This is a genomic window from Pantoea sp. ME81 (assembly GCF_903970985.1).
GTDB lineage: Bacteria > Pseudomonadota > Gammaproteobacteria > Enterobacterales > Enterobacteriaceae > Pantoea > Pantoea communis.
In genome coordinates this window covers 1-22663 of sequence record NZ_CAJCKS010000055.1, presented here as the reverse complement: position 1 = coordinate 22663, position 22663 = coordinate 1, and the positions used below count along the sequence as shown (strand labels likewise).

Annotated in this window: 20 protein-coding genes; 1 reads left to right on the top strand and 19 read right to left on the bottom strand. The window is 54.3% G+C overall.

Translation table 11 applies throughout. The features are described from left to right. Positions 1-4: 4 nt before the first annotated feature. The 5 genes from H7A81_RS12315 to H7A81_RS12295 form a co-directional block, all read right to left on the bottom strand. The gene (locus H7A81_RS12315) at positions 5-1072 is read right to left on the bottom strand and encodes an ABC transporter permease (RefSeq protein ID WP_034821800.1); all 1068 of its coding nucleotides are present in this window, start codon (positions 1070-1072) and stop codon (positions 5-7) included. 19 nt (positions 1073-1091) lie between these two features. After that, entirely contained in the window at positions 1092-2612 is a 1521-nt protein-coding gene (locus H7A81_RS12310) for a sugar ABC transporter ATP-binding protein (RefSeq protein WP_166931692.1), read from the bottom strand. Positions 2613-2621: 9 nt separating this feature from the next. Then, entirely contained in the window at positions 2622-3233 is a 612-nt protein-coding gene (locus tag H7A81_RS12305; RefSeq protein WP_034821806.1) for a DUF2291 family protein, read from the bottom strand. 44 nt (positions 3234-3277) lie between these two features. Further along, positions 3278-4213: a D-ribose ABC transporter substrate-binding protein gene (locus H7A81_RS12300; protein WP_058959717.1), complete on the bottom strand. Its 936-nt coding sequence runs from the start codon at positions 4211-4213 to the stop codon at positions 3278-3280. A gap of 65 nt (positions 4214-4278) precedes the next feature. Further along, on the bottom strand, positions 4279-5076 hold the full coding sequence (locus H7A81_RS12295; protein ID WP_034821811.1) for a GolD/DthD family dehydrogenase: 798 nt from the start codon (positions 5074-5076) through the stop codon (positions 4279-4281). Between the two features lie 376 nt (positions 5077-5452). Between H7A81_RS12295 and H7A81_RS12290 the strand changes: the two genes are divergently transcribed. After that, positions 5453-6274, top strand: coding sequence for a DeoR/GlpR family DNA-binding transcription regulator (locus H7A81_RS12290; RefSeq protein ID WP_097119239.1), 822 nt, complete (start codon positions 5453-5455; stop codon positions 6272-6274). Positions 6275-6321: 47 nt separating this feature from the next. Here the strand turns inward: H7A81_RS12290 and cheZ are convergent, their stop codons facing one another. The 14 genes from cheZ to otsA form a co-directional block, all read right to left on the bottom strand. Continuing rightward, entirely contained in the window at positions 6322-6963 is a 642-nt protein-coding gene (cheZ, locus tag H7A81_RS12285; protein ID WP_034821817.1) for a protein phosphatase CheZ, read from the bottom strand. A 9-nt stretch (positions 6964-6972) separates the two neighbouring features. Beyond that, positions 6973-7362, bottom strand: a complete 390-nt coding sequence (gene cheY, locus H7A81_RS12280; protein ID WP_007892562.1) for a chemotaxis response regulator CheY — start codon at positions 7360-7362, stop codon at positions 6973-6975. 39 nt (positions 7363-7401) lie between these two features. After that, complete coding sequence (locus H7A81_RS12275; protein ID WP_058959712.1) at positions 7402-8451, bottom strand: chemotaxis response regulator protein-glutamate methylesterase; 1050 nt, start codon at positions 8449-8451, stop codon at positions 7402-7404. Beyond that, the gene (cheR, locus tag H7A81_RS12270) at positions 8448-9323 is read right to left on the bottom strand and encodes a protein-glutamate O-methyltransferase CheR (RefSeq protein WP_034821825.1); all 876 of its coding nucleotides are present in this window, start codon (positions 9321-9323) and stop codon (positions 8448-8450) included. Before cheR ends, H7A81_RS12275 begins: the two co-directional genes overlap by 4 nt. A gap of 90 nt (positions 9324-9413) precedes the next feature. After that, positions 9414-11093: a methyl-accepting chemotaxis protein gene (locus H7A81_RS12265; protein WP_182057643.1), complete on the bottom strand. Its 1680-nt coding sequence runs from the start codon at positions 11091-11093 to the stop codon at positions 9414-9416. A gap of 165 nt (positions 11094-11258) precedes the next feature. Next, complete coding sequence (locus H7A81_RS12260) at positions 11259-12929, bottom strand: methyl-accepting chemotaxis protein (RefSeq protein ID WP_182057642.1); 1671 nt, start codon at positions 12927-12929, stop codon at positions 11259-11261. A gap of 249 nt (positions 12930-13178) precedes the next feature. Next, entirely contained in the window at positions 13179-14855 is a 1677-nt protein-coding gene (locus H7A81_RS12255; RefSeq protein WP_182057641.1) for a methyl-accepting chemotaxis protein, read from the bottom strand. 170 nt (positions 14856-15025) lie between these two features. Then, positions 15026-15523 (bottom strand): chemotaxis protein CheW, encoded by a 498-nt coding sequence (cheW, locus tag H7A81_RS12250; RefSeq protein WP_034821837.1) that lies wholly within the window; start codon positions 15521-15523, stop codon positions 15026-15028. A 22-nt stretch (positions 15524-15545) separates the two neighbouring features. After that, positions 15546-17528 (bottom strand): chemotaxis protein CheA, encoded by a 1983-nt coding sequence (gene cheA / locus H7A81_RS12245; protein WP_182057649.1) that lies wholly within the window; start codon positions 17526-17528, stop codon positions 15546-15548. Between the two features lie 10 nt (positions 17529-17538). Then, positions 17539-18570 carry a flagellar motor protein MotB gene (gene motB, locus H7A81_RS12240; protein ID WP_166931712.1) on the bottom strand — a complete coding sequence of 344 codons (1032 nt, stop codon included), beginning with the start codon at positions 18568-18570 and terminating at the stop codon, positions 17539-17541. Then, entirely contained in the window at positions 18567-19454 is an 888-nt protein-coding gene (motA, locus tag H7A81_RS12235) for a flagellar motor stator protein MotA (RefSeq protein ID WP_034821846.1), read from the bottom strand. The genes motB and motA overlap by 4 nt, the downstream gene beginning before the upstream one ends. Before the next feature lie 131 nt (positions 19455-19585). Beyond that, positions 19586-20164 carry a flagellar transcriptional regulator FlhC gene (flhC, locus tag H7A81_RS12230; protein ID WP_034821849.1) on the bottom strand — a complete coding sequence of 193 codons (579 nt, stop codon included), beginning with the start codon at positions 20162-20164 and terminating at the stop codon, positions 19586-19588. Then, on the bottom strand, positions 20164-20514 hold the full coding sequence (flhD, locus tag H7A81_RS12225; protein WP_034821852.1) for a flagellar transcriptional regulator FlhD: 351 nt from the start codon (positions 20512-20514) through the stop codon (positions 20164-20166). Before flhD ends, flhC begins: the two co-directional genes overlap by 1 nt. 960 nt (positions 20515-21474) lie before the next feature. Then, on the bottom strand, positions 21475-22663 hold a 1189-nt coding region (gene otsA / locus H7A81_RS12220), incomplete at its 5' end, for an alpha,alpha-trehalose-phosphate synthase (protein ID WP_182057640.1).

Here is a 22663-nt window from a genome sequence, read left to right as displayed (position 1 = left end):
CCTGTTATCCGTGCGTTGCTTCAGGCAGGGCGGCCGATTGCTGCTTTTTTTCATGTCTGCGCAGCAGCACCACCTTACTTTGTAATTTTTGCTGGAACTGGTCGATGACCACGGCGGTGACGATCACCAGCCCTTTAATCACCATTTGCCAGAAATCGCTGACGCCCATCATCACCATGCCATCGGCGAGGAACACGATGACAAAGGCACCGATGATCGAACCTGATACGCGCCCGCGCCCGCCTGCTAACGCCGTTCCGCCCAACACGGTTGCACCGATGGCGTCCATCTCGAACATGTTGCCGGTCATCGGGTGCGCGGTTTGCAGTTGGGATGCGACGATCAATCCCACCAGCGCAGCACATAAACCGGAGAAGGCATAGACAAACACTTTGACCTTAATGATCGGCACACCGGCCAGGCGTGCCGCAGATTCATTGCCGCCGGTGGCATAGATATAGCGGCCCAGCGGGGTTTTACGTGTCAGATAAAGGCCGAGCAGCAGGAAGCCGATCATTAACCAGATTGGGATGTAGACGCCAAGCACACTGCCCGATCCCAGCAACGCGAAACCGGTATTACCCAATGCTGGCATCCCCACCAGATTGGCGTAGGTACTGCCATCGTTGAACAGCAGCGCGGCCCCGCGAGCCACATACATCATGCCGAGGGTGCAGATAAAGGGTGCCACGCCCAGACGCGTCACCACGGTGCCGTTGATCAATCCCAGCACAATGCCAAACAGCGCCACCACCAGAATCACTTCCGGCACGTTAAAGAACAGCGTGTTGCCGCCCCACAGCGGCACACCATTGGTGAGCAACGCCCCCGCCACCATGCCGCAAATGCCCGCCACCGCACCGACCGACAGATCGATGCCACCCGTCAGGATCACTAGCGTCATACCAATGGCCAGCAGCCCGGTGATGGCAACATGCTGCGTCATGATCAGTAAGTTTGAGGTGGTCAGGAAATTAGGCACCATAAAGCTGAAAAAGCCGACCACGATCAGCAACGCAATAAAGGTTCGCGCTTTCAGCAAGTACATATAAAGCAGGTATTTCTGGTTCATTTATTGATCTCCTGCGGGCTCAATCATGCGGTGTTGAGGCGCTAATCAGCGCTTCTCGCGTTGCTGCGCTGCGCGGTAAGTCGGCGGTAATACGGCCATCGGCCATCACCAGAATGCGATCGGCCAGTGCCATCACCTCGTCCAGTTCAGAAGAGGAGAACATCACCGCCAGACCTTGCTGTGCGAGATTGCCAATCAGGTGGTACACGTCCGTTTTGGCCCCCACATCGATCCCACGCGTGGGTTCATCCAGCAAAACCACTTGAGGGCCCGTCATCAGCGCTTTTCCCAGCACCACTTTCTGCTGGTTACCGCCGCTGAGTGAGGTAATCGGCAGTTCCGGATCGCTCACTTTGATGGCGAGATGACCAATCATTTCATCGACGCGACGCTGCTCTTTGTGGGGATTGAGTAAGCGCAGCGCACGGCGAAAACCGCGCAAGCTGAGATCGCTTAACGTCATGTTGGCGGTGATCGACATCAACTGCACCACGCCTTCGGTTTGTCGGTCTTCGGGCACCAGCGCAATGCCTTTTTTCAGGCGCTGCTGGAAGTTGCGTTTATCCAGCACTTCGCCATTCAAACTGACGCTGCCAGACTGGCAGTGCATCATGCCAATCAGCCCTTTAAACAGCTCGGTGCGGCCCGCGCCCAGCAAACCGTAAATGCCGATCACTTCGCCCTTGCGCAGTGAGAACGACACATCATTAAGCTTATAGCCGCCATTCTGATGTAGCGCCGTCAGGCCGTTAACGTGCAAAACCGTTTCGCCCTGTGCAGCGGGCTGGTAGTCGAAGTGTTTTTTCTTGTCGCCGACCATCTGTTCGATGATCCAGGGAACTGACGCATCACGCACTTCCCGCTCACTGATAAAGCGACCGTCACGGAAAATGGTGATGTGATCGCCAATTTCCATCAGCTCTTCCAGCCGATGCGAGATATAGATGATGGTCACGCCACGCCGCTTCAGCTGGTCAATCACGTTGAACAACACTTTCACTTCAGACTGGCTGAGCGCACTGGTGGGTTCATCCATGATCAGCACGCGCGTATCTTTGGACAGCGCCCGGGCGATCTCGACCAGCTGCTGATGGCCGATCCCCAGTTCGCCCAGCGGCGCATAAGGGTCAACATCCAGCTCCAGCCGCTCCAGTAGCGATTTCGCCAGCGCGTACTGATACTTTTCATTGATCACGCCGCGCTGGAAAAACTCATTGGCGATAAAGATGTTGTCCATCACGTTCATGTTGGGGAACAGGTTAAGTTCCTGAAAGATGATGCTGATACCGTGCTTTTCCGCCTGATGAGTGGAGCTGAGCGACACCACTTCTCCGTCCAGCAGAATTTCACCGGATGAAGGCGTTTCCACGCCCGCCAGCATCTTCATCATGGTGGATTTACCGGCACCGTTTTCGCCAATCAGCACGTTCACTTTGTTGCGATAGACGCGGTAATTCACCTGATCGAGTGCAGTCACGCCGGGGTAAATACGTGACACATTACGGGTTTCGATGATCACGTCACTTTGAGGATTTTGCATACCCGCTCCTTACTGCCGCACGATGGCAGCAGGTGTGACATTCGGCACCTGCTCAGGCGTATCGAAGCTGCTAAACACGCCGGAAATTTGCACCTTATCGCCGACTTTGGGCTTGAAGGCGCTCATCATGTTGGCTGCCTGCTGATTAATGGCGCGGCTGTAGTCGCCGAACAGCACCTGATCGTTAAAGTCCTGATAGCTGGCCCCTTTATAGGCATCACGCAGCACCGTGCCAGGGAAAATCGGACCGACCTGCACCGTCACGTTATCGCCGGAAACATCTTTCACCGTCATGCGGCCATTGCGCGAAGTGGTATTAACCGCTGTCACCTCACCGCTGACCTTGACGCTAAAGACACAGGGGTTCTCTTCCTGCGCGCGGTAGCCGTAGGTTTGACAGGCGCTGTCAAAATCTTTGGCGGACTTCAACGCATTCAGCAGTTCCGCCACCGGCTTCGCATCGTGCTGAATCTGCGGCACCAGTTTCTGCTGCCAGGTCTGAGCAATATTGGCCATTTTAGGATTGGGGGGATTTTTCAGGTCGGCCAGCTCCTGCTGCGACACAATGCGGCAACCGCTAAGGATCACGATAGGAAGCAGTAACCAGAGTCGTTTGTGCATCACATTCTCCTGGGCGCCTGCTGTGCAGGCGCACCGATTATTGATTACGACTTGTAGTTAAAGTCCTGCACACCTTTAGCATTGTCCGGGGTGATTAAAATGCCGCGGAACATCACGCGCTGCTTCTCCGGCTTCACCCCTTTCTGGATGAAGTTGTCGAGATCGGTCACGCCCTGCGCAGCAATAGCCTGCGCCTGCAACATTACCGTGGCTTTCAGATCGCCTTTTTCTACCGCATCACGCTCGTCGTTGCTGCCGTCAATACCCACCACGGTGACATCATTGCGGCCTGCGGCTTTAAGTGCCGCAATCGCGCCCAGCGCCACCGGACCGTTACCACAGATCACGCCTTTGACATCGGGATGGGCCTGCAGAATGCTGTCCATAATGCGTTTGCCATCGATCAGGGTGCCTTTCGCATCCTGACGCGCGACAGATTTCATATCCGGATACTGATCCAGCACCTGGTGGAAGGATTTCGAGCGGGTGACGCAGTTATTGTCCGCGAGGTTACAGGTCAATTCGGCATAGCTGCCCTTTTCACCCATTTTCTCCACAAACACGTTGGCCACATCAGAACCCGCCTGGAAGTTGTTGTGGGTGATCTGCGCCAGCGCCACATCGTCGACCGGAATCTCACGGTTGATCAGCACCACGGGGATCCCCGCATCTTTGGCTTTTTTGATTGCTGCGACGCTGGCGGTGGAGTCGGCGTTATCCAGCACAATGCCCTGCACTTTTTTACCGATGGCGGCATCGATCAGTTCGCTCTGCTTCTTAACGTCTTCACCGTGCGACAGCACGCTGGTTTTATAGCCCAGCTCTTGCGCTTTCAGGTTGGCGCCTTTGGCTTCGGAAGCGTAATAGGGGTTATCCAGTGAGTTAACCAGAATCATGATGGTGCCTTTGTCGGCAGCGAAACTGGATTGGGCGATCAGGCAACTGGCAATGGCAGTGAATAACAGGGTACGTTTTTTCATGTTCGTGCTCTCTCATTGTTTTGTTGTTATTGCAGGGTTGAGGCCTTACTGGTGCTGGCGCGGCATTACCAGATGGTGAAGCCGCCATCGATCATTAAATCTGCGCCGGTGATCATGTCGCTGCCATTGCTGGCGAAGAACAGCACGGCAGCGGCAATTTCATCGGTGTAAGCAAAACGCCCTAACGGGATCAGTTTTTTCATCTGTTCGCCCTTCTCACCGCGCCAGGCCTTTTCGCCCATCGGCGTCAGCACCACGGTGGGTGACAAGGTATTGACGTTGATACGGTGTGGTGCGAACTCTTTGGCCATCACTTTAGTCATACCGAGTAGACCCGCTTTGGCAGAGGTATAGGCCACGTGGTTATCAATGGCGATGGAAGCGGCCTGTGAAGCGATATTGATGATCTTGCCGCCATTACCGGCGCGCACCATGCGTTTGCCCGCCGCTTGTGAGCAAAGAAAAGGACCGGTGAGATTGACGGCGATCTGCTTCTGCCACTCGGCAAAGTCGGTTTCCAGTACCGGCTGTAACATCACATAACCTGCACAGTTCACCAGAATATCGATGTGGCCGTAGTGCTGTTCAACCTGGTTGAACGCCGTCTCGACTGAGCCAGCATCGGTCACGTCACAGCACACCAGCAGTACACGATCGGCAGAGAATTGTTCCTGCACAGCCGCCACGCGATCGCTTTCGAATGGAGGGTAAAGCAGGGCCAGCCGTGCACCTTTCTCTAACAGCATGGCGTTACTGGCCATGGCAATTCCACCGAGGCCACCGGTCACCACCGCCACCTTGCCGGTGAGGTCCAGATCGGTATTCACGCCGTAGCGCAGGTTGACATCGTATTCCCCACTCATCCTTTCTCTCCTGTGTGCATGTTCAGCGGCTGTGGTTATCTCTGGCCGGATAGGTTTGCAGTAACTTTGATTTTCGAACAAAAATATAAGCTATCGTTTCGCAATGGTTTGTGGGTGAGATCAAATTTCATACAAATGATGCAAACTATTTTTATCTGTCTGTATTTTAAGTAAATAACTAAATATCACGTTTTGTGATATAGAAATAACGGCTGGCAGGTGTATGTGAAATCAATTGCATGGCTTTATCTTATTTTCATTCGAAAATGCATCTTTGTGCGAGCCGACTCGCAAATCCCTGGTACGCAGAGTAAAATCATCACGGGTTTTCTTATTGCCAAAACCAGACCGTGATTGGAAAGAGGGAGCATTTCGATTGAAAAGCAAAACTGAGCAGCTGGCTGATATGCAGCAGCGTCGTGAGAAGATCCTGGAGATGATCCGCGAAGACGGCACAGTCACGGTTAAAGCGCTTACCGATACCTTTGGCCTGACCGAGGCAACCATCCGCACCGATTTGCGTATGCTGCAAAAAGCCGGGCATGTGCAGCGTTATCACGGTGGCGCCACGCTGATGACCGGTAAGCAGAACACCGGCGCACTGCTGCTTGAGCGTCAAACTCACCTTGATGAGAAAGAAGCCATTGGCCGGCTGGCCGCGCAGTATGTGGAAAATGGGGATACGGTGATTTTCGATTCCGGCACCACCACCACCGCCATTGCGGAAGCAATTGGCCACATCCGTCGTTTATCGGTGATCACCACGGCGGTGAATATTGCGCTGAAGCTGGGGGGCGAACCGGGGATTAATATCCTGCTGACGGGGGGGACCTTCAAATTTCCAACACTCTCGACGTCCGGTGAGAAAGCCGCTTCTTTCTTTGAAAACGTACTGGCGGAAAAGCTGTTTCTCGCCACCGCCTGTATTTCGCCCCGCCTCGGCTTAAGCTTCCCCAGCGAAACCGACATCAAAGTGAAGATGGCGATGATCAACTCCGCCAGTACGGTATTTGTGGTAGCGGACTCCAGCAAAATCGATAAGGTGTCGATGTTTGCCCTGCCGTGTGACTGGAGCAAAATCCACTATTTGATTACCGATCGCGGGATCACGCCGGCGCAGATTGCGGCGTTTGAAGCGTTAGGTGTACAGGTGCTGGTGGCAGGCATTGAAGAAGCAAAAAAACGCGCAGTGTTTTGAGCATGCATTCAGGGGCGGCCCACTCGCAGCCGCCCCCTCAATGCTGATTAGAAACCTAAGCTATCCAGCAAGTCATCCACCTGATCCTGGTTCGCTACCACGCCTGGTGCATTGGCATGGATCTGCGGGCCATTCAACAGGCTGCTGGCGTCTTTACGCGCGGCAGCGTTGGCTTCAGGCATATTCTCCAGCAGCACCATCAGCAACTGACGCTCGATCTCCTGGATCACATCCATCATGCGCTTGATCACCTGACCGGTAAGGTCCTGGAAATCCTGCGCCATCATGATCTCAAGCAGCTGCTTGTTGGTGTACGAGGTATGCGACGGCACATCACTGAGAAATTCGCGCGTATCCGAAACCAACTCGCGTGCATCCGCCAGCTCAATCGGGTTTTCAAACCACGCATCCCAACGGCCTTTCAGCTTGTTGGCGTTGGCTTCCATTTGGTCCTGGTGTGGCTGCGCGGCTTCAACGCAGTTGAGTGCGCGTTCTGCCGCTTGCGCCGTCATCTGCACCACGTAATCCAGACGGTCACGCGCATCCGGAATCGCTTCCGCCGCTTCGGCAATCGCCTGGTCTAACCCCAATTCGCGCAGGCTGTCGCGCAACATACGCGTCAGCGAGCCGATACGGGTAATAATGTCGTGTGCCGAGGCTTCTTCGGTTGGTTTCGGAAGGTCGCTCATCACATCTCCTTACATACCCAGTTTTTCGAAAATTTTACCCAGCTTTTCTTCCAGCGTGGCTGCGGTGAACGGCTTCACTACATAACCGCTGGCACCGGCCTGGGCAGCTGCAATGATGTTCTCTTTTTTCGCTTCGGCGGTGACCATCAGCACCGGCAGTTTGCTCAATGCCGCATCCGCACGAATGGTCTGCAGCAGTTCCAGACCGTCCATGTTGGGCATGTTCCAGTCGGACACCACGAAATCAAAACCACCCGCACGCAGTTTGGTCAGTGCATCAACACCGTCCTCTGCTTCTTCAACGTTGTTGAATCCCAGCTCTTTTAGCAGGTTGCGGACGATACGACGCATCGTATTGAAGTCATCCACCACCAAAAAGCGCATGTTTTTATCAGCCATATCTACTCCTGTGTTGTCTCGTCCGGCAGGACGGGCTCGTTAAATTCGCAATGCCTGTCCGGCGCTAATTTTTGCCAGCATGTGCTGACTGATGTGTCCTAAATCGACTACTTCACTGGTGCCGCCCATCGCAATCGCTTCGCGCGGCATACCAAAGACGACGCAACTTGCTTCATCCTGCGCGATGGTCCAGGCACCGGCGCGATGCATTTCCAGCATCCCGGCGGCACCGTCGTTACCCATCCCGGTGAGGATGACACCCACGGCATTTCGTCCTGCGTGCACCGCCACGGACCGGAACAGCACGTCAACAGACGGCTTATGACGGTTCACCGGCGGGCCATCATTCAGTTTCACCACGTAGTTGGCGCCACTACGGCCCAACTCCATGTGCATCGCGCCCGGTGCGATATAGGCATGACCGGGCAAAATACGTTCGCCATCTTCCGCTTCTTTCACGGTGATCTGGCACAGCTTGTTCAGGCGCTCAGCAAACGAGCGGGTAAACCCTGGCGGCATGTGCTGCGTGATCAGCAGCGCCGGGCTGGTCGCGGGCAGCGGCTGCAGTACATGGCGAATCGCCTCGGTGCCGCCAGTGGAAGAGCCAATCGCAATCAGCTTCTCACTACTCAACAGCGGGCCAGCTTTCAGCATCACCGGGCCGGGTGTGGCCGGGCGCGCATGCAATTTGGCCCGGGCCGCTGCGCGAATTTTGTCGGCGATCATCTGGCTGTAAGCCAGCATGCCCTCGCGAATACCCAACTGCGGCTTAGTGACGAAATCCACTGCGCCCAATTCCAGCGCGCGTAATGTCACTTCCGATCCTTTACCGGTCAGCGATGACACCATCACGACTGGCATCGGACGCAGGCGCATTAACTTCTCAAGGAAGTCGAGGCCATCCATACGCGGCATTTCGACGTCCAGCGTCAGCACCTGTGGGTTGTATTGCTTGATTAAATCCCGCGCCACCAACGGATCGGGCGCGGTGGCGACCATCTCCATATCGGCGTGGCTGTTGATGATCTCCGTCATCAACTGTCGCATTAGCGCGGAGTCATCCACGCACATCACGGTGATTTTGCTCATCGTCTTTCCTTGGTCAATCCATAGACTGTCTGTCCACGCAGCCAGAACTCTTTACTGATCTGGCTGAAGTTCTCTGAGTGTCCAGCGAACAGCACACCGCCGGGCTTCAGCAGGGGAACGAAACGGCGCAGGATTTTTTCCTGCGTCTCTTTATCGAAATAAATCATCACGTTGCGACAGAATATTGCGTCGAACGGACCCGGCAACGCCCAGTCGTTGGCCAGTAAATTCAGCTGCGAATAGTTCACCATGCTGGCGAGATCGGAGCGTACGCGTACCATGCCTTCGTGCGGCCCGGTGCCACGCAGGAAAAAGCGCTGCAGCTGCGATTGCGATAAGGTGCGCAGCTCTTCCTGGCGGTACACGCCCGCTACGGCTTTTTCCAGTACCTGTGTATCAATGTCGCTGGCGTGCACCTGGAACTTACCCGGTCCGGTACCCAGCGTTTCCGCCAGCGTCATGGCGATGGAGTACGGCTCTTCGCCGGTTGAGGCGGCGGTACTCCAGACGCTGTAACTGCCACTGCGCTTACGCGCATGATCCGCGAGGATCGGGAAATGGTGCGCCTCGCGGAAGAATGAGGTCAGATTGGTGGTCAGCGCGTTAATAAACGCCTGCCACTCTGCACTGTTCTGGTCTTGCTCCAGTAACGCCAGATAACGACCAAAATCATCAATGTTCAGCGTGCGCAAACGGCGCACTAAGCGGTTATAAACCATCTCCCGCTTGTGATCGGCCAGCACGATGCCTGCGCGTTGATAGATCAGCTGGCTGATACGACGAAAATGCGTATCTGAAAGCGGCAGGCGCTGCACCATTTGCGAGAGCAGCGTTGTCGCTTCACTTTGATCCAATAACGTCGATTTCTTCATGTCAGGTCACCCGGCAACAAACTGATTAAATTGTGATACTGCGATTACTGCTGCGCTGCCAGCTGGGCCGCCTTGCGGCGGCCACACGGATTAAAAGGTTTCCCAGTTATCGTCCGCGCTACGTGCACCTGCGGGTTGAGCCAACGCTTTGACTGCGGCTGGACGCAACATTTTTGGCGCTGTAGATACGTTAACGGCCTGAGCGACAAATTCTTTACCAATATTGAACACCGCAACCGACTGTTTCAGTCGACTGGCCTGATCTTCCAGTGCGGCAGCCGCCGTGGCTGACTCTTCTACCAGCGCGGCGTTCTGCTGTGTCACGCGATCCATCTCGTTCACGGCCAGACCCACCTGGTCGATTCCGCGACTCTGCTCATCCGACGCCGAGGCGATTTCGCCCATGATGTCGGTGACGCGAGTGACGGCGTTGACGATGTTGGTCATGGTTTCGCCTGCGCTCTCCACCAGTACCGAACCGGTGTTGACGCGACTCACCGAATCTTCGATCAGACCTTTGATCTCTTTCGCTGCCTGGGCGCTGCGCTGTGCCAGACTGCGCACCTCACCCGCCACCACCGCAAAGCCACGGCCCTGTTCACCCGCGCGTGCTGCTTCAACCGCCGCGTTGAGTGCCAGAATGTTGGTCTGGAACGCGATGCCATCGATCACACTGATGATGTCCGCGATTTTCTTCGAGCTGCCGGTGATCTCTTTCATGGTGGTGACAACGCCATCCACCACTTTGCCGCCATGCTGCGCGGTTTCAGAGGCAGTGAGCGCCAGCTGCGAAGCCTGTCGGGCGTTTTCGGCGTTCTGCTTCACGGTCGCGGTCAACTGCTCCATGCTGGCAGCGGTCTCTTCCAGAGAAGCGGCCTGCTGTTCAGTACGTGAAGAGAGATCGTTGTTACCCATGGCGATCTCGCTGGCACCGGTGTAGATAGCGTCTGAACCATCACGCACGGTACGCACGGTATTCGCCAGCTCCTGCTGCATGTGCTGCAGTGAGCTGAGCAATTCACCCATCTCGTTGCGCATACTGACATCAATCTGCTGCGTCAAATCGCCACGCGCGATGTGACGGATATGGTCGATGCTCTGTTTCAACGGACGAATCAGCACGTTGCGCATGCCGCTCCATACCAGTGCAATCACCAGCAGGGTCACCAGCAAAGTACCGATCACCAGCATGATGGAGTGCTGATAGGCGCTTTCGTTGGCATCAATACCCTGCTTTGCCAGCACGATGTTGTAGTTCAGCCATGCGGTGTAATCCTTCTCGAATTTATCCTGCATACCCTGCGTTGGTTGATCGACAAAGCCTTTGAAGTTCCCGTTACCCAGGAAATCAATCAGCTCGGCCAGTCCACCACGGAAGGCGTTGTAGTTGGCCTGCAGCGTCTTAACGTTCTCTGCGCTTTTGCCTTTTTCTGACAAATTGGCGTTGAACTCGGCAAAAGCCTGGTCAGCGTTTTTCAACTCCTCACTTGCCAGCGCCACCAGTTCTTTCACGGTCGCACCTGATCCAGCCTGCTGGCTATCCAGCAAATAGCGGATCCCTGCACGGTTCAGCGTGTTACGCGCCTGAACCAGCGATACCCAAGAGGTGCCCATCGCCCGTTGCAGCGTGCTGAGACGCTGGTTGTAGGCAAAATTCTCTTTATCGGCTTTCACCGTGGTAAAAAACATCCCTCCGGAAAACAGCTGCAGCAAGGCAAACAGTGCCAGCACACATAACAGCCCGGAAACGACACGAATACGACTAAACATAAACACCTCATTGGTTGGCGGATCGCTCCTGTTATCGGCGTTCGCAGGGGGATCTTTAAGTTGTCTTCAACGGGTTGGACCAGCGGGAATTAGGGAGGATCAGGGATAAATTAAAGTGTGCCGACAGGTGAACGGGCGCACCTGCGTGCGCCCGGTTAAAAACGTTTAAAATGTCTCCCAGTTGCTGTCACTCACTGGCGCGGTGACAGTTTTGCGCGGTGTACTCAGCACCGGCTGCACGCTCGGTGACGAGCGCACCGCCGCAGTGGCCTGCGAGGCACGCGGCACGCGGAATACCGCCACTGACTGGCTCAAACGACTGGCCTGCTCTTCCAGCGACGCCGCAGCAGCGGCGGATTCTTCCACCAGCGACGCATTCTGCTGGGTCACGCGATCCATCTCAGTGACCGCCTGGCCGACCTGATCAATACCGCGGCTCTGCTCATCCGACGCTGAGGCGATCTCGCCCATGATATCCGTGACACGCGTGACCGCGCCGACGATATCATTCATGGTTTCACCGGCGGTGCCGACCAGCTGCGAACCGCTGTTAACACGATTCACCGAATCCTCAATTAAACCTTTAATCTCTTTCGCCGCCTGCGCACTGCGCTGCGCCAGATTACGCACTTCACCGGCGACTACTGCAAAGCCGCGACCCTGCTCACCCGCGCGAGCGGCTTCGACTGCCGCGTTCAGTGCCAGAATATTGGTCTGGAAGGCAATGCCATCAATCACGCTGATGATATCGGCGATTTTCTTCGAACTGCCGGCAATATCACTCATGGTGCGTACCACGCCATCCACCACTTCACCGCCTTTGCGTGCGGTATCAGAAGCACTGAGCGCCAGCTGAGATGCCTGACGGGCGTTCTCGGCATTCTGCTTCACGGTAGCCGTCAGTTGCTCCATGCTGGCCGCCGTCTGTTCCAGCGAAGCCGCCTGCTCTTCAGTACGAGCGGAGAGATCGTTGTTGCCCGCCGAGATTTCGCTCGCGCCGGTAAAGATGGCATCAGAGCCGTCACGCACGTTGCTGACGGTACGCACCAGCGACTGCTGCATCTCATGCAGGCTGGCCGCCAGTTGGGTCATCTCGTTACGTCCTTCCACGGCAATATTCTGCGTCAGATCGCCAGAAGCGATATGGCGGATTTGGCCCAGCAGCTGATGCAATGGCTGGATCAGCACCGCACGCAGACCGAACCAGCAGCCGACAATCACAAACACCACCACCAATGCCACCACCGCCAGCAGCCACATCATGGTGTGGAACGCTTGCTGGTTCTGCGCCACGCCTTCCGCCGCCAGCGCACTCTGCGCCGTGCGCCACTCTGCATAGGTGGCCTTCATCTTCACCTGTTTGGCTTCAATGTTCTGCGCAAACATGCCTTGCAGATCGTTAGCTTTCAAACGTTCCAGCATCGCTTTCAAACCATCGTTGAAGGCGGCGTAGTCCGCTTCCAGACGATCGCGCAACGCATCCGGTAAGCCTGGCGTGCCCGGCAAATCGTAATAACGCTGGTAATGGCCAGCCGCAACATCCAGCTGCTTTTCAGTCTGCGCAATCAGCGCCTGAAGCTGGCCGCCGTTGGATTGTGCCGCCATGCTGCCCTGCATGCGCAGCATCGCGCGGTTTAACACGGTACGGGTCTGGTTGAGTTCGATCCAGGCATCGGACATCGCGCCGACGTTGTTGGTCGACGTCTGTGCCACGGCAAAAGCTTCTTTATCTTTTTGTAAGGCAGACCAGAACAATCCGCCCGACAGTAACTGCAAAGCACCAAAGACCAGCAAGACTGCGATCAGGCTGGTGACAATATTGATTCGTTTTAACATGGGTTCTCCAAAGAGTGAGGCATTTCGGCTCCCGCTGTTATCGACCGCAGTTGTTAAATTTTGAGGGGCTTTAACGGATTTTACGAAATATAATTCTGCCAATTACTTTCTTTACAGTGTTTTATAACTAAAGAAATTGTCATTAAAAAAAATGCGCCTTTATCGGGTAAACGATAAAAGCGCATTGATGCTATTGGAATAAAAGGATATTGCGGCAGTGGGTGCGCCAGCGCACACCACTGCAAACGATTAAAACGTTTCCCAGTTACTGTCGCTGACTGGTGCCGTCACAGCTTTACGTGGTGCACTCAACACCGGCGGCGCGATCTGCGGATGGCGCACCACGGCACTGGCCATGCCAGGCTGTTCGGCACGCGGCACACGGAACACCGCCACAGACTGGCTCAGACGGCTAGCCTGCTCTTCCAGCGAAGCCGCTGCCGCAGCAGACTCTTCTACCAGCGAGGCGTTCTGCTGGGTCACGCGGTCCATTTCCGTCACTGCCTGACCGACCTGATCGATACCACGACTCTGTTCATCAGACGCTGAGGCGATTTCGCCCATAATATCGGTCACACGGGTGACCGCATTGACAATCTCACTCATGGTTTCACCGGCGGTACCCACCAGCTGCGAACCGCTGTTGACGCGATTGACAGAATCTTCAATCAGACCCTTAATCTCTTTCGCCGCCTGGGCGCTGCGCTGTGCCAGGTTGCGAACTTCACCTGCCACCACCGCAAAGCCACGCCCCTGCTCGCCAGCGCGCGCCGCTTCCACCGCTGCATTCAGCGCAAGGATGTTGGTCTGGAAGGCGATACCGTCAATCACGCTGGTGATATCAGCGATCTTCTTCGAACTCCCGGCGATATCGCTCATGGTGCGTACGACGCCTTCCACCACGTTGCCGCCCTTCTGTGCGGTTTCCGAGGCACTCAACGCCAGCTGTGACGCCTGGCGGGCATTTTCGGCGTTCTGTTTCACTGTCGCGGTCAGCTGTTCCATGCTGGCTGCGGTCTGTTCCAGCGAGGCAGCCTGCTCTTCCGTACGAGCTGAGAGATCGTTGTTACCTGCCGAGATTTCACTCGCACCGGTGAAGATGGCATCAGATCCGTCACGCACGTTACTGACAGTGCGCACCAGCGACTGCTGCATGTCATGCAGGCTGCTCGCCAGCTGGCTCATCTCATTGCGGCCTTCAACGCTAATACTCTGGGTCAGGTCACCCTGCGCGATCGACTGAATGTGGGCAATGTTAGTGTTCAATGGATTAATCAGGATGCGACGCAGGTTCACCCAGCACAGTCCAATCACCACTAATACCACCACCATGATAGCGCCCAGAATCCAGCTCATGCGGCTGAAGGCATCGGCATTTTTTTCCTGGCCTTGTGCTGCCAGCTTCGCCACATCCGCACGCCAGTCGGTGTAAGTTTTCAGGAACTTACTTTGGCTCGGTGCCACCGGCACGCTGCCCGCTTTCGACAAATCGTTGGCGAGAAGCGCATCCTGCATCTGACTCAATGCCGTGGCGTAAGCGGTATAGCCCTCATCCAGTTGACCTGTGAGTTCCTTATTTTGTCCCGGTGTATCCGGAATCGCTTTATAGAGTTTGAAATTATCCGCTGCTTTTTGCTGGAACTGTTTGCTGTCGTTGAACAGCCCCTCAATATCCGGCTTTTTGTTGGCCAGTTTACTGGTGGCGATACGCAACTGGATGCGCGTCAACACAACACGGCTTTGGTTGAGGCTCATGTAAGCATCATTCAGCGCCGAAAGGTTTTGGCTCGCTAACTGCGACACATTGAAGCTGGATTTGTCGTCGTTTAAGGCTTTGAGGAATATTGAACCGGATATGACCTGCAGCAGGCCAAACATCAGTAGCACCACCAGCAGACTGGTGACGACGCGAATTTTTTTTAACATAGATAGCCCTGGGAAAAGTAAGTAAATGGAACGCAATATTTATCGGCGGGCGAGGCAGGGAGTTTAATGAAAGTTGTGTGAATAAATATTGTTATTATCTGATTTTTATGGAAATTATTTCAATGCGGGATTATCACGGGCCGATGCTGCCAGCCCGTGATTGTCGATGATTACGCGCTACGCAGCGTATCCACCAGCGCCATCTCTTCGCTGCTCAGCAGCTTCTCGATGTCGACCAGAATCAGCATACGTTCGCCCAGTGCGCCGAGGCCGGTCAGGTACTCGGTGGACATGGTGACCGCGAATTCCGGTGCCGGACGGATCTGTTCTTGCATCAGAGACAGCACGTCAGACACGCCATCCACCACGATACCCACGACGCGGTGCTCAAGATTCAGTACGATCACGACGGTGTTTTCGTTGTATTCCACATCCTGCTGCGCGAACTTCACGCGCAGGTCGATGATTGGCACGATCACGCCACGCAGGTTCGTCACACCCTTGATGAATTCAGGGGTGTTAGCAATGCGCGTTACCTGATCGTAACCCCGAATCTCCTGCACTTTGAGAATGTCGATGCCGTACTCTTCGTCACCCAGGGTGAAAACTAAGAATTCCTGGCCCACGGTTTCGCCAGCGATTTTGGTCACGGTTGCCATGTCAGTCATTTTTTTGCCCTTTATTTATCTATTACGCTGCGGCACCGGCCACACGCTTTTCACGGTTCAACGATTGCAGTGCAGAGACATCCACAATTAGCGCCACACTACCATCGCCGAGGATGGTGGCGGCAGAAATGCCCGGCACTTTGCGGTAGTTGCTTTCCAGGTTCTTCACCACGACCTGATGCTGGCCAATCAGCTGATCCACCAACAGTGCATAACGGCGGCCTGCGCTCTGCAGAATCACCACGATGCCCTGGGTCGCGTCGGTTTTGGCATTCTGCACATCAAACACATTCCACAGCTCCACCAGCGGCAGGTATTCGCCACGCACTTCCAGCACGCGCTCGCCACCGGCCAGCGGTTTCAGCTCTTCAGCGGTTGGCTGCAGGGATTCCATCACCGCGTTCAGCGGCAGAATGAACACTTCATCCGCCACGCGCACTGACATGCCATCAAGGATGGCCAGCGTCAGTGGCAGCAGGATGCGAATAGTGGTGCCTTTGCCCTGCTTCGAGGAGATTTCGACGTGACCGCCCATCTCCTGAATGTTTCGTTTCACCACGTCCATGCCCACACCACGACCGGACACGTCAGTGACCTGCTCCGCCGTTGAGAAGCCCGGTGCGAAGATCAGCATGCCAACTTCTTCATCGCTCATGCTGTCGCTGACCGGCAGGCCAGAGGACAGGGCTTTCGCCAGAATACGTTCACGGTTCAGACCGGCACCGTCATCGATCACTTCGATGCAGATATTGCCGCCCTGATGTTCCGCTGACAGCGTCAGATTGCCCACCGCTGTTTTGCTCGATGCCAGACGCTTCTCAGGCGTTTCGATACCGTGGTCAAGGCTGTTACGCACCAGGTGCGTTAACGGATCGATAATGCGCTCGATCAGGCTCTTATCCAGTTCAGTAGAGCTACCCAGCAGCGTCAGCTCCACTTCTTTGCCCAGTTTGCTGGCCAAATCGCGTACCAGACGCGGGAAGCGGCTAAACACATACTCCATCGGCATCATACGAATCGACATCACCGACTCTTGCAGGTCACGCGCGTTACGCTCCAGCTGGCCCATGCTGTTCAGCAGGTCGCCGTGCGCCACAGGATCCAGTTCGCCAGAACGTTGTGCCAGCATCGATTGGGTAATCACCAGCTCGCCGACCAGGTTGATCAGCTGATCCACCTTCTCAACCGCAACACGAATACTGCTGGATTCGCTGGTTTTGGCCGGCGCTGCCGCACGTTTCGCTTCACGTTTGGCTGGCGGGGTGATGTCGGTTACGGTGGCGGTTTGCACCGGTGCAGGGGCTTCCACCGCAACGGCTTCGGCAGGTGCTGCTGCGACGGCGGCCGCGCCTTCCGGGAAGTGAATCTGCGCTTCATCAATCACAAAACAGAGCACCGCAACGATGTCGTCTTTACCGACGCCATCAATGGTCACTTCCAGCGAGTTGGTGCCTTTCACCACATTGGAGACAGTGCCGAGATTACCCAGCTCCTCCAGCATCAGTTCCGGCTCTTTCTCTTTCAAATCGATCAGTTGCAGGCGTAAACCCGCGGCCGTGGCCGGGGCTGCGGCGATCTCCACCACGTCGGCCACTTTTGCCGGCTCGGGTGCGATTCCTTTGGCTTCCAGCGCCAGCTGACGCAGTGCTTCGCAGATATATTTGAAGTTTTCTGCGTTGGGTTCCTGCGCCGTTTTATAGGCATCGAGCTGTTCTTGCATAATATCTTTGGTTTCCAAAAACAGGTTGATGATGTCGGTGCTGAGCTGCATTTCGCCGCGGCGCGCACCATCCAGAATGTTTTCCAGGATGTGGGTGGTTTCCTGTAAAACCGTAAAGCCAAACGTACCGGCTCCGCCCTTAATGGAGTGGGCGGCGCGGAAGATGGCATTCAACTGCTCGGAATCGGGCTCCTGGGGATCCAATCCCAACAGGTGTTGCTCCATATCCGCTAACAGCTCATCGGCTTCATCGAAAAACGTCTGGTAAAAATCGCTGATGTCCATGCTCACGGGATCACCTCGGCTGTGAGGGTTGGTCTGGTGTCACCGCGCCTGCCGCTGGCTGCGCTGCTGGTGCAGGCGCCACCGCACTGACCGGCGAAGCCGGAGTAGCGGTAGAACTTGCGGGTGCAGCAGATGCAGCGGGACCGGTCGGTGCGGTAATGTCGGGAATAATTTGTGCCGGGTCAGTTATCTGCGCGGCATCGCTCTCAGAGTTCTCTTTCTCAATCGCAGCCTGGGTGTCATGGTTCAACACCAGCAGACTGATACGACGGTTTACAGCATCGTTCGAACCACGATTCTTTAACTTCATGGTGTCAGCCATGCCCACCACGCGCAGCATTTTGCCCCCATCCAGCCCGCCAATCACCAGTTCACGACGTGAGGCATTGGCGCGGTCGGCTGAGAGTTCCCAGTTACTGTAGCCGCGATCGCCCGTCGCATACTGGAAGTCATCCGTATGGCCAGCCAGGCTGATTTTGTTCGGAATATCATTCAGAACCGGCGCAATGGCGCGCAGGATGTCACGCATGTACGGCTCCACTTCTGCGCTACCAGTTTTGAACATTGGGCGGTTCTGGCTATCAATAATCTGAATGCGCAGCCCCTCTTCCACCATGTTGATGATCAGATGCGGACGCAGTGCTTTCAGACGCGGATCGGCTTCAATCAACTGGTCCAGCTTTTCGCGCAGACGATTCAGACGAATCTCCTCCAGCTTTTTCTTCTGCGCATCCATATCGACCACTTTCTTCACTTCGCCGTCTTTACGTGTTGGATCGTCACCGCCACCGGGGATCGGGCTTTCGCTGTCGCTGCTGCGCTGGCCACCGGTCAGCGCGACTTTCAGCGGTGTACGAAAGTATTCTGCAATCTGAATCAACTCTTTCGGGCTGGAAATTGAGAGCAGCCACATCACCATAAAGAACGCCATCATCGCCGTCATAAAGTCGGCATAGGCAATCTTCCACGAGCCGTGGCTGCCATGATGACCTTTATGTTTGCGCTTTTTAACCAGCACAATGGGGCGATTGCCTGCCTTCATGAGTTCTGATCCGAGGTTTGTTTCGCAGGATTTTTCGCGTTACGCACATGTTCTTCCAGCTCGGAGAACGACGGACGCTCAGCGGAATACAGGGTTTTACGCCCAAACTCCACGGCGATCTGCGGTGCGTAACCATTCAGACTGGAGAGCAAAGTCACCTTGACGCACTGCATCATTTTGGTGGTTTCAGCACACTTCTGACGCAGCACTGACGCCAGCGGCGAGATAAAGCCATAAGCCAGCAAGATACCGAGGAAGGTTCCCACCATGGCGTGTGCGACCAGCGCGCCCAACTCTGCTGCCGGGCGATCGGCTGAGGCCAGTGCATGTACCACGCCCATCACCGCCGCCACGATACCGAAGGCAGGTAAGCCATCGCCCATGGCCGATATACTTTGCGCCGGCACTTCACACTCGTGCTCGTAGGTCTCGATCTCTTCGTCCATCAGCGCTTCGATTTCAAACGCATTCATATTTCCGCTCACCATCAATCGCAAATAGTCGGTAATAAAATCCACCAACTGTTTATCGGACAAAATACGCGGATAGTTAGCAAAAATTTCGCTCTGGCTGGGATCTTCAATGTCACGTTCTAATGACAGCATGCCTTGCTGACGTGATTTCGCCATCAGGCGATACAGCAGTGCCATTAAATCCATGTATACAGCTTTGTTATATTTCGAGCCGCGCATTAACATTGGCAAAGCTTTTAATGTTTTCTTGATCGACTTGCCATTGTTGCCCACTAAAAAGGCACCAATACCGGCACCGCCGATAATAATCAGCTCGGCAGGTTGATAAAGCGCCCCCAGATGGCCACCGACCATCATATAGCCGCCCAACACGGAGCCGACGACTACGATATAACCCAGAATAATCAGCACAAAAAATCCTTACGTCCGTAACGTGTTGGTAGAAGTTAAGCCAGAGAGCCGCAGGTGTTATTCGTAAATCGTGGGCAAAAAAAAGCAGCGGACTAAGCCGCTGCTGGATGTTTTCCACGATGCGAACAAACTTAAACGGCGCGTTTAACCTGTTCATCCAGCAGTTGTGGAAAGGTATCGGCAGAATCTGCAGAAAGTTTACGTCTTTTTACGGCACGTGATGGCGGCTGGCACAGGCTGCAAACAAAGCTGCCAACAGGCTGATGAGCGTGATTAATAAAGCTCCCGCCACAGCATTTACAGTCAGACAATTCCAGCATGCCGCTTTCAACGAATCGCACCAGGGTCCATGCACGCGTTAGCGCCAACAGCGGGCCCTCGTCCGATTGCGGACACTGCTCAAGATACAAGCGATACGCTTTGATGACCGCTTCAACACCATTGCTCAGCCCGGTTTTCAACAGGAACTGCCAGGCATTACAGAACATCGATGAGTGAATATTTTGTTCCCAGGTCATGAACCAATCGGTTGAGAATGGCAGCATGCCTTTCGGTGGTGGTGCACCACGCAGCTCTTTATACAGTTTAATCAGGCGACCACGGCTCAGCTGGGTTTCGCTTTCCAGCATTTGCAGTCGTGCGCCCAACGTAATCAGCTCCATGGCCAGCTGAATATCGCGCGCTTCCTGAACAATACTTTTCTCGGTCATTAAACCGCCCTCTTCTTCGCAGAAGCATCATCTTTTGACGCGTTCCGCAGTAAACGGCTGGATAATAAAATGCCGGTGTGGATTTGCTGCAGGTCATCCACGCGTGATTCTTGAGTCAAACGGTTAATATGGTTGTGATCGGTAAAGCGGAACTGGCAAACCAGTTGATTGGTTTCCGCTAATTTTACCATCTCAGGCAAGGTTAATTGCGACAATGCATCTGCCATCGATTCATCGATGCCTAAACGAAACATTGCTGAAGCTTTTTCCTGGTTAATTAAACGCTGAGCAAGAAGCAAATATGACAGATTGATGTCATATATATGTTTTAGTAATTCTGATGTACCCATTTTTTTCCATCCTGATAGACGCGACACATATACGGCCACAGAATTAAAAGTTCTATGGTTCGGGTTGCTGGTTGGTAAATCTAAAGATGGCAAAAAATAATCAGGCAAAGCCAACGTGTACTGAACTGTTTCACTTCCCGCCGGGACACTGATCAGTAGTAGTCAAAACTCCAGGCCAATCTTTTCTTGAGTTGTAACCATCTTCCGTGACGTCTGCTTACAGTTTTTTAAGACTAATCCGAAAACAACGCAAATCTATATCGTCTGATTTCTACATACAACGTGAGTGGTGCGAAATTTTAGATAAAGTGTGATCTACGTCACACTTTTAAGGCAAATTTTTTCCTGGAAGCTTCAGAATTGCTTTTCTGTTGTACGTTTTTTGAGCGAATTTGAATTGTTTCGCTAATATTTCACTCTAAAAAGCCCCTTTTTAGCCTGTGTGGTCGATTGTCATGACAACGCGATCTTTTATCTGTTGAGTTGGTTTTAAATGGCGATATGCAGCCACTTAAAAGCATAAATGCAGCATAATATGCTGATTTTGATAAAAACTATTTGCTTCTAAATTAATCACTTACAGGGAATATTGCTGAAATGCACTACCACCATGATGATAGATAAGCGTGAAGACTGGACGCAGCGCGCCTGGGAACTGTTAGGGCTTTGTAGGGAGTGTTTAGCGAACGGCAGTGGATGTAACAGTGCGTTACATTAGTGATATGAATGAATTGGGGATTTGACGCATTGATTTGAGATAACTATCGGCCTGACCAACCAAACCTTTAGGGCCGACATGAAAAAAAAGCTGTTTTCACGTTCGATTGCATGCTTTTTAACCAAAACGTGCGATTTTAGCTACCGTGTCAGGCAGTTACTCCTTAAGGAAATGAAAACGATTTCGCAGGTTTAAGATGGGCAGTGAAAACGGTGCGCAGCATTGCGCACCGGAAAGCAGATTTAGGCGAGTTTCGGGAAGGTCGCGACTTTATTGGCGATACCATGATCGGCGCTGCGCGCAGGCAACGCATTTAAATCACGCAGGAAGCTCTCACGCCATTGCGTAATATCCTGCTTGCGCAACACCGCCATCATGTCGTTGTAGCGCGAGATGCGCTCGGTGCGCGGCATGGTGAGTGCCCTGTCGAGTGCGGCAGCCACTTCATCACGATCGTAAGGATTCACGATCAATGCCGATGTCAGTTCGTTCGCTGCCCCCGCAAAGCGTGACAACACCAGCACGCCGGGATCGTCTGGGTCCTGCGCAGCCACATACTCTTTCGCCACCAGATTCATGCCGTCACGCAGCGGCGTGACCAGCCCCACATCGGTTAAGCGGAAGATTTTCATCAATAGGCGGCGATCAAAGTGCTGGTTCAGGTAATAGAGCGGTGTCCAGCCGAGCGTGCCGTACTTACCATTAATACGCCCCGCTTCTGTCTCTAATTGATGGCGAATATCCTGATAGGCCTGCACATCGCCACGGGACGTCGGCGCGATTTGTGAATAACGGATATTGCCGCGATGCTGCGGGAAATTCTCCAGCAGTGCCTCATAAGCCAGAAAACGCTCCGGTAATCCTTTGGAATAATCGAGCCGCTCGCTGGCAATAATGTTTTGCACATCGCCCAGCTCACGTTTCATTGCCGCCATTTTCGGTGGCAGATGTCCTTCGGCCATCTCTTTGATGCTATCCGGCTCGATACCAATCGGATACACCTCCGTCATAAAGGTATTGCCAAAGGCACGATGTTTCTTCTCGCCTTTATTCTGCAACTGCGTCAACTGGCTCAGGCTATCGAGGAAGGCTACGCGATCGGACTCGGTCTGGAATCCCAGCAGGTCATAATCGCACAGCATCTCCAGCAGTGTCTGATGCGGTGGCAGCGCATTGAAGATCTCCGGCGTCGGGAACGGAATGTGCAGGAAGAAGCCGATGCGATTGTTGACGCCCAATTTGCGCAACTCGGCTGCAAACGGCAGCAGATGGTAATCATGGATCCACAATACATCGTCAGGTTGCAGTAGCGGCTTCAGGCGCTGGGCTAGCAAGGTGTTCACACGGCAATAGCCATCCCAGGCTTCGCGCTGATACTGCACTAAATCCAGACGATAGTGGAAGGCCGGCCAGATAACGGTATTAGAGAAC

What these genes read in the sequence shown, in the direction of transcription:
- cheR (WP_034821825.1), bottom strand. Translation starts at nt 9,323, where the DNA reads ATGAAGAAATCGACGTTATTGGATCAAAGTGAAGCGACAACGCTGCTC.
- cheW (WP_034821837.1), bottom strand. Translation starts at nt 15,523, where the DNA reads ATGACTGACATGGCAACCGTGACCAAAATCGCTGGCGAAACCGTGGGC.
- H7A81_RS12310 (WP_166931692.1), bottom strand. Translation starts at nt 2,612, where the DNA reads ATGCAAAATCCTCAAAGTGACGTGATCATCGAAACCCGTAATGTGTCA.
- H7A81_RS12260 (WP_182057642.1), bottom strand. Translation starts at nt 12,929, where the DNA reads ATGTTAAAACGAATCAATATTGTCACCAGCCTGATCGCAGTCTTGCTG.
- H7A81_RS12275 (WP_058959712.1), bottom strand. Translation starts at nt 8,451, where the DNA reads ATGAGCAAAATCACCGTGATGTGCGTGGATGACTCCGCGCTAATGCGA.
- H7A81_RS12300 (WP_058959717.1), bottom strand. Translation starts at nt 4,213, where the DNA reads ATGAAAAAACGTACCCTGTTATTCACTGCCATTGCCAGTTGCCTGATC.
- H7A81_RS12315 (WP_034821800.1), bottom strand. Translation starts at nt 1,072, where the DNA reads ATGAACCAGAAATACCTGCTTTATATGTACTTGCTGAAAGCGCGAACC.
- flhC (WP_034821849.1), bottom strand. Translation starts at nt 20,164, where the DNA reads ATGACCGAGAAAAGTATTGTTCAGGAAGCGCGCGATATTCAGCTGGCC.
- cheY (WP_007892562.1), bottom strand. Translation starts at nt 7,362, where the DNA reads ATGGCTGATAAAAACATGCGCTTTTTGGTGGTGGATGACTTCAATACG.
- cheA (WP_182057649.1), bottom strand. Translation starts at nt 17,528, where the DNA reads ATGGACATCAGCGATTTTTACCAGACGTTTTTCGATGAAGCCGATGAG.
- H7A81_RS12255 (WP_182057641.1), bottom strand. Translation starts at nt 14,855, where the DNA reads ATGTTAAAAAAAATTCGCGTCGTCACCAGTCTGCTGGTGGTGCTACTG.
- flhD (WP_034821852.1), bottom strand. Translation starts at nt 20,514, where the DNA reads ATGGGTACATCAGAATTACTAAAACATATATATGACATCAATCTGTCA.
- H7A81_RS12295 (WP_034821811.1), bottom strand. Translation starts at nt 5,076, where the DNA reads ATGAGTGGGGAATACGATGTCAACCTGCGCTACGGCGTGAATACCGAT.
- cheZ (WP_034821817.1), bottom strand. Translation starts at nt 6,963, where the DNA reads ATGAGCGACCTTCCGAAACCAACCGAAGAAGCCTCGGCACACGACATT.
- H7A81_RS12305 (WP_034821806.1), bottom strand. Translation starts at nt 3,233, where the DNA reads ATGCACAAACGACTCTGGTTACTGCTTCCTATCGTGATCCTTAGCGGT.
- H7A81_RS12265 (WP_182057643.1), bottom strand. Translation starts at nt 11,093, where the DNA reads ATGTTTAGTCGTATTCGTGTCGTTTCCGGGCTGTTATGTGTGCTGGCA.
- motB (WP_166931712.1), bottom strand. Translation starts at nt 18,570, where the DNA reads ATGAAGGCAGGCAATCGCCCCATTGTGCTGGTTAAAAAGCGCAAACAT.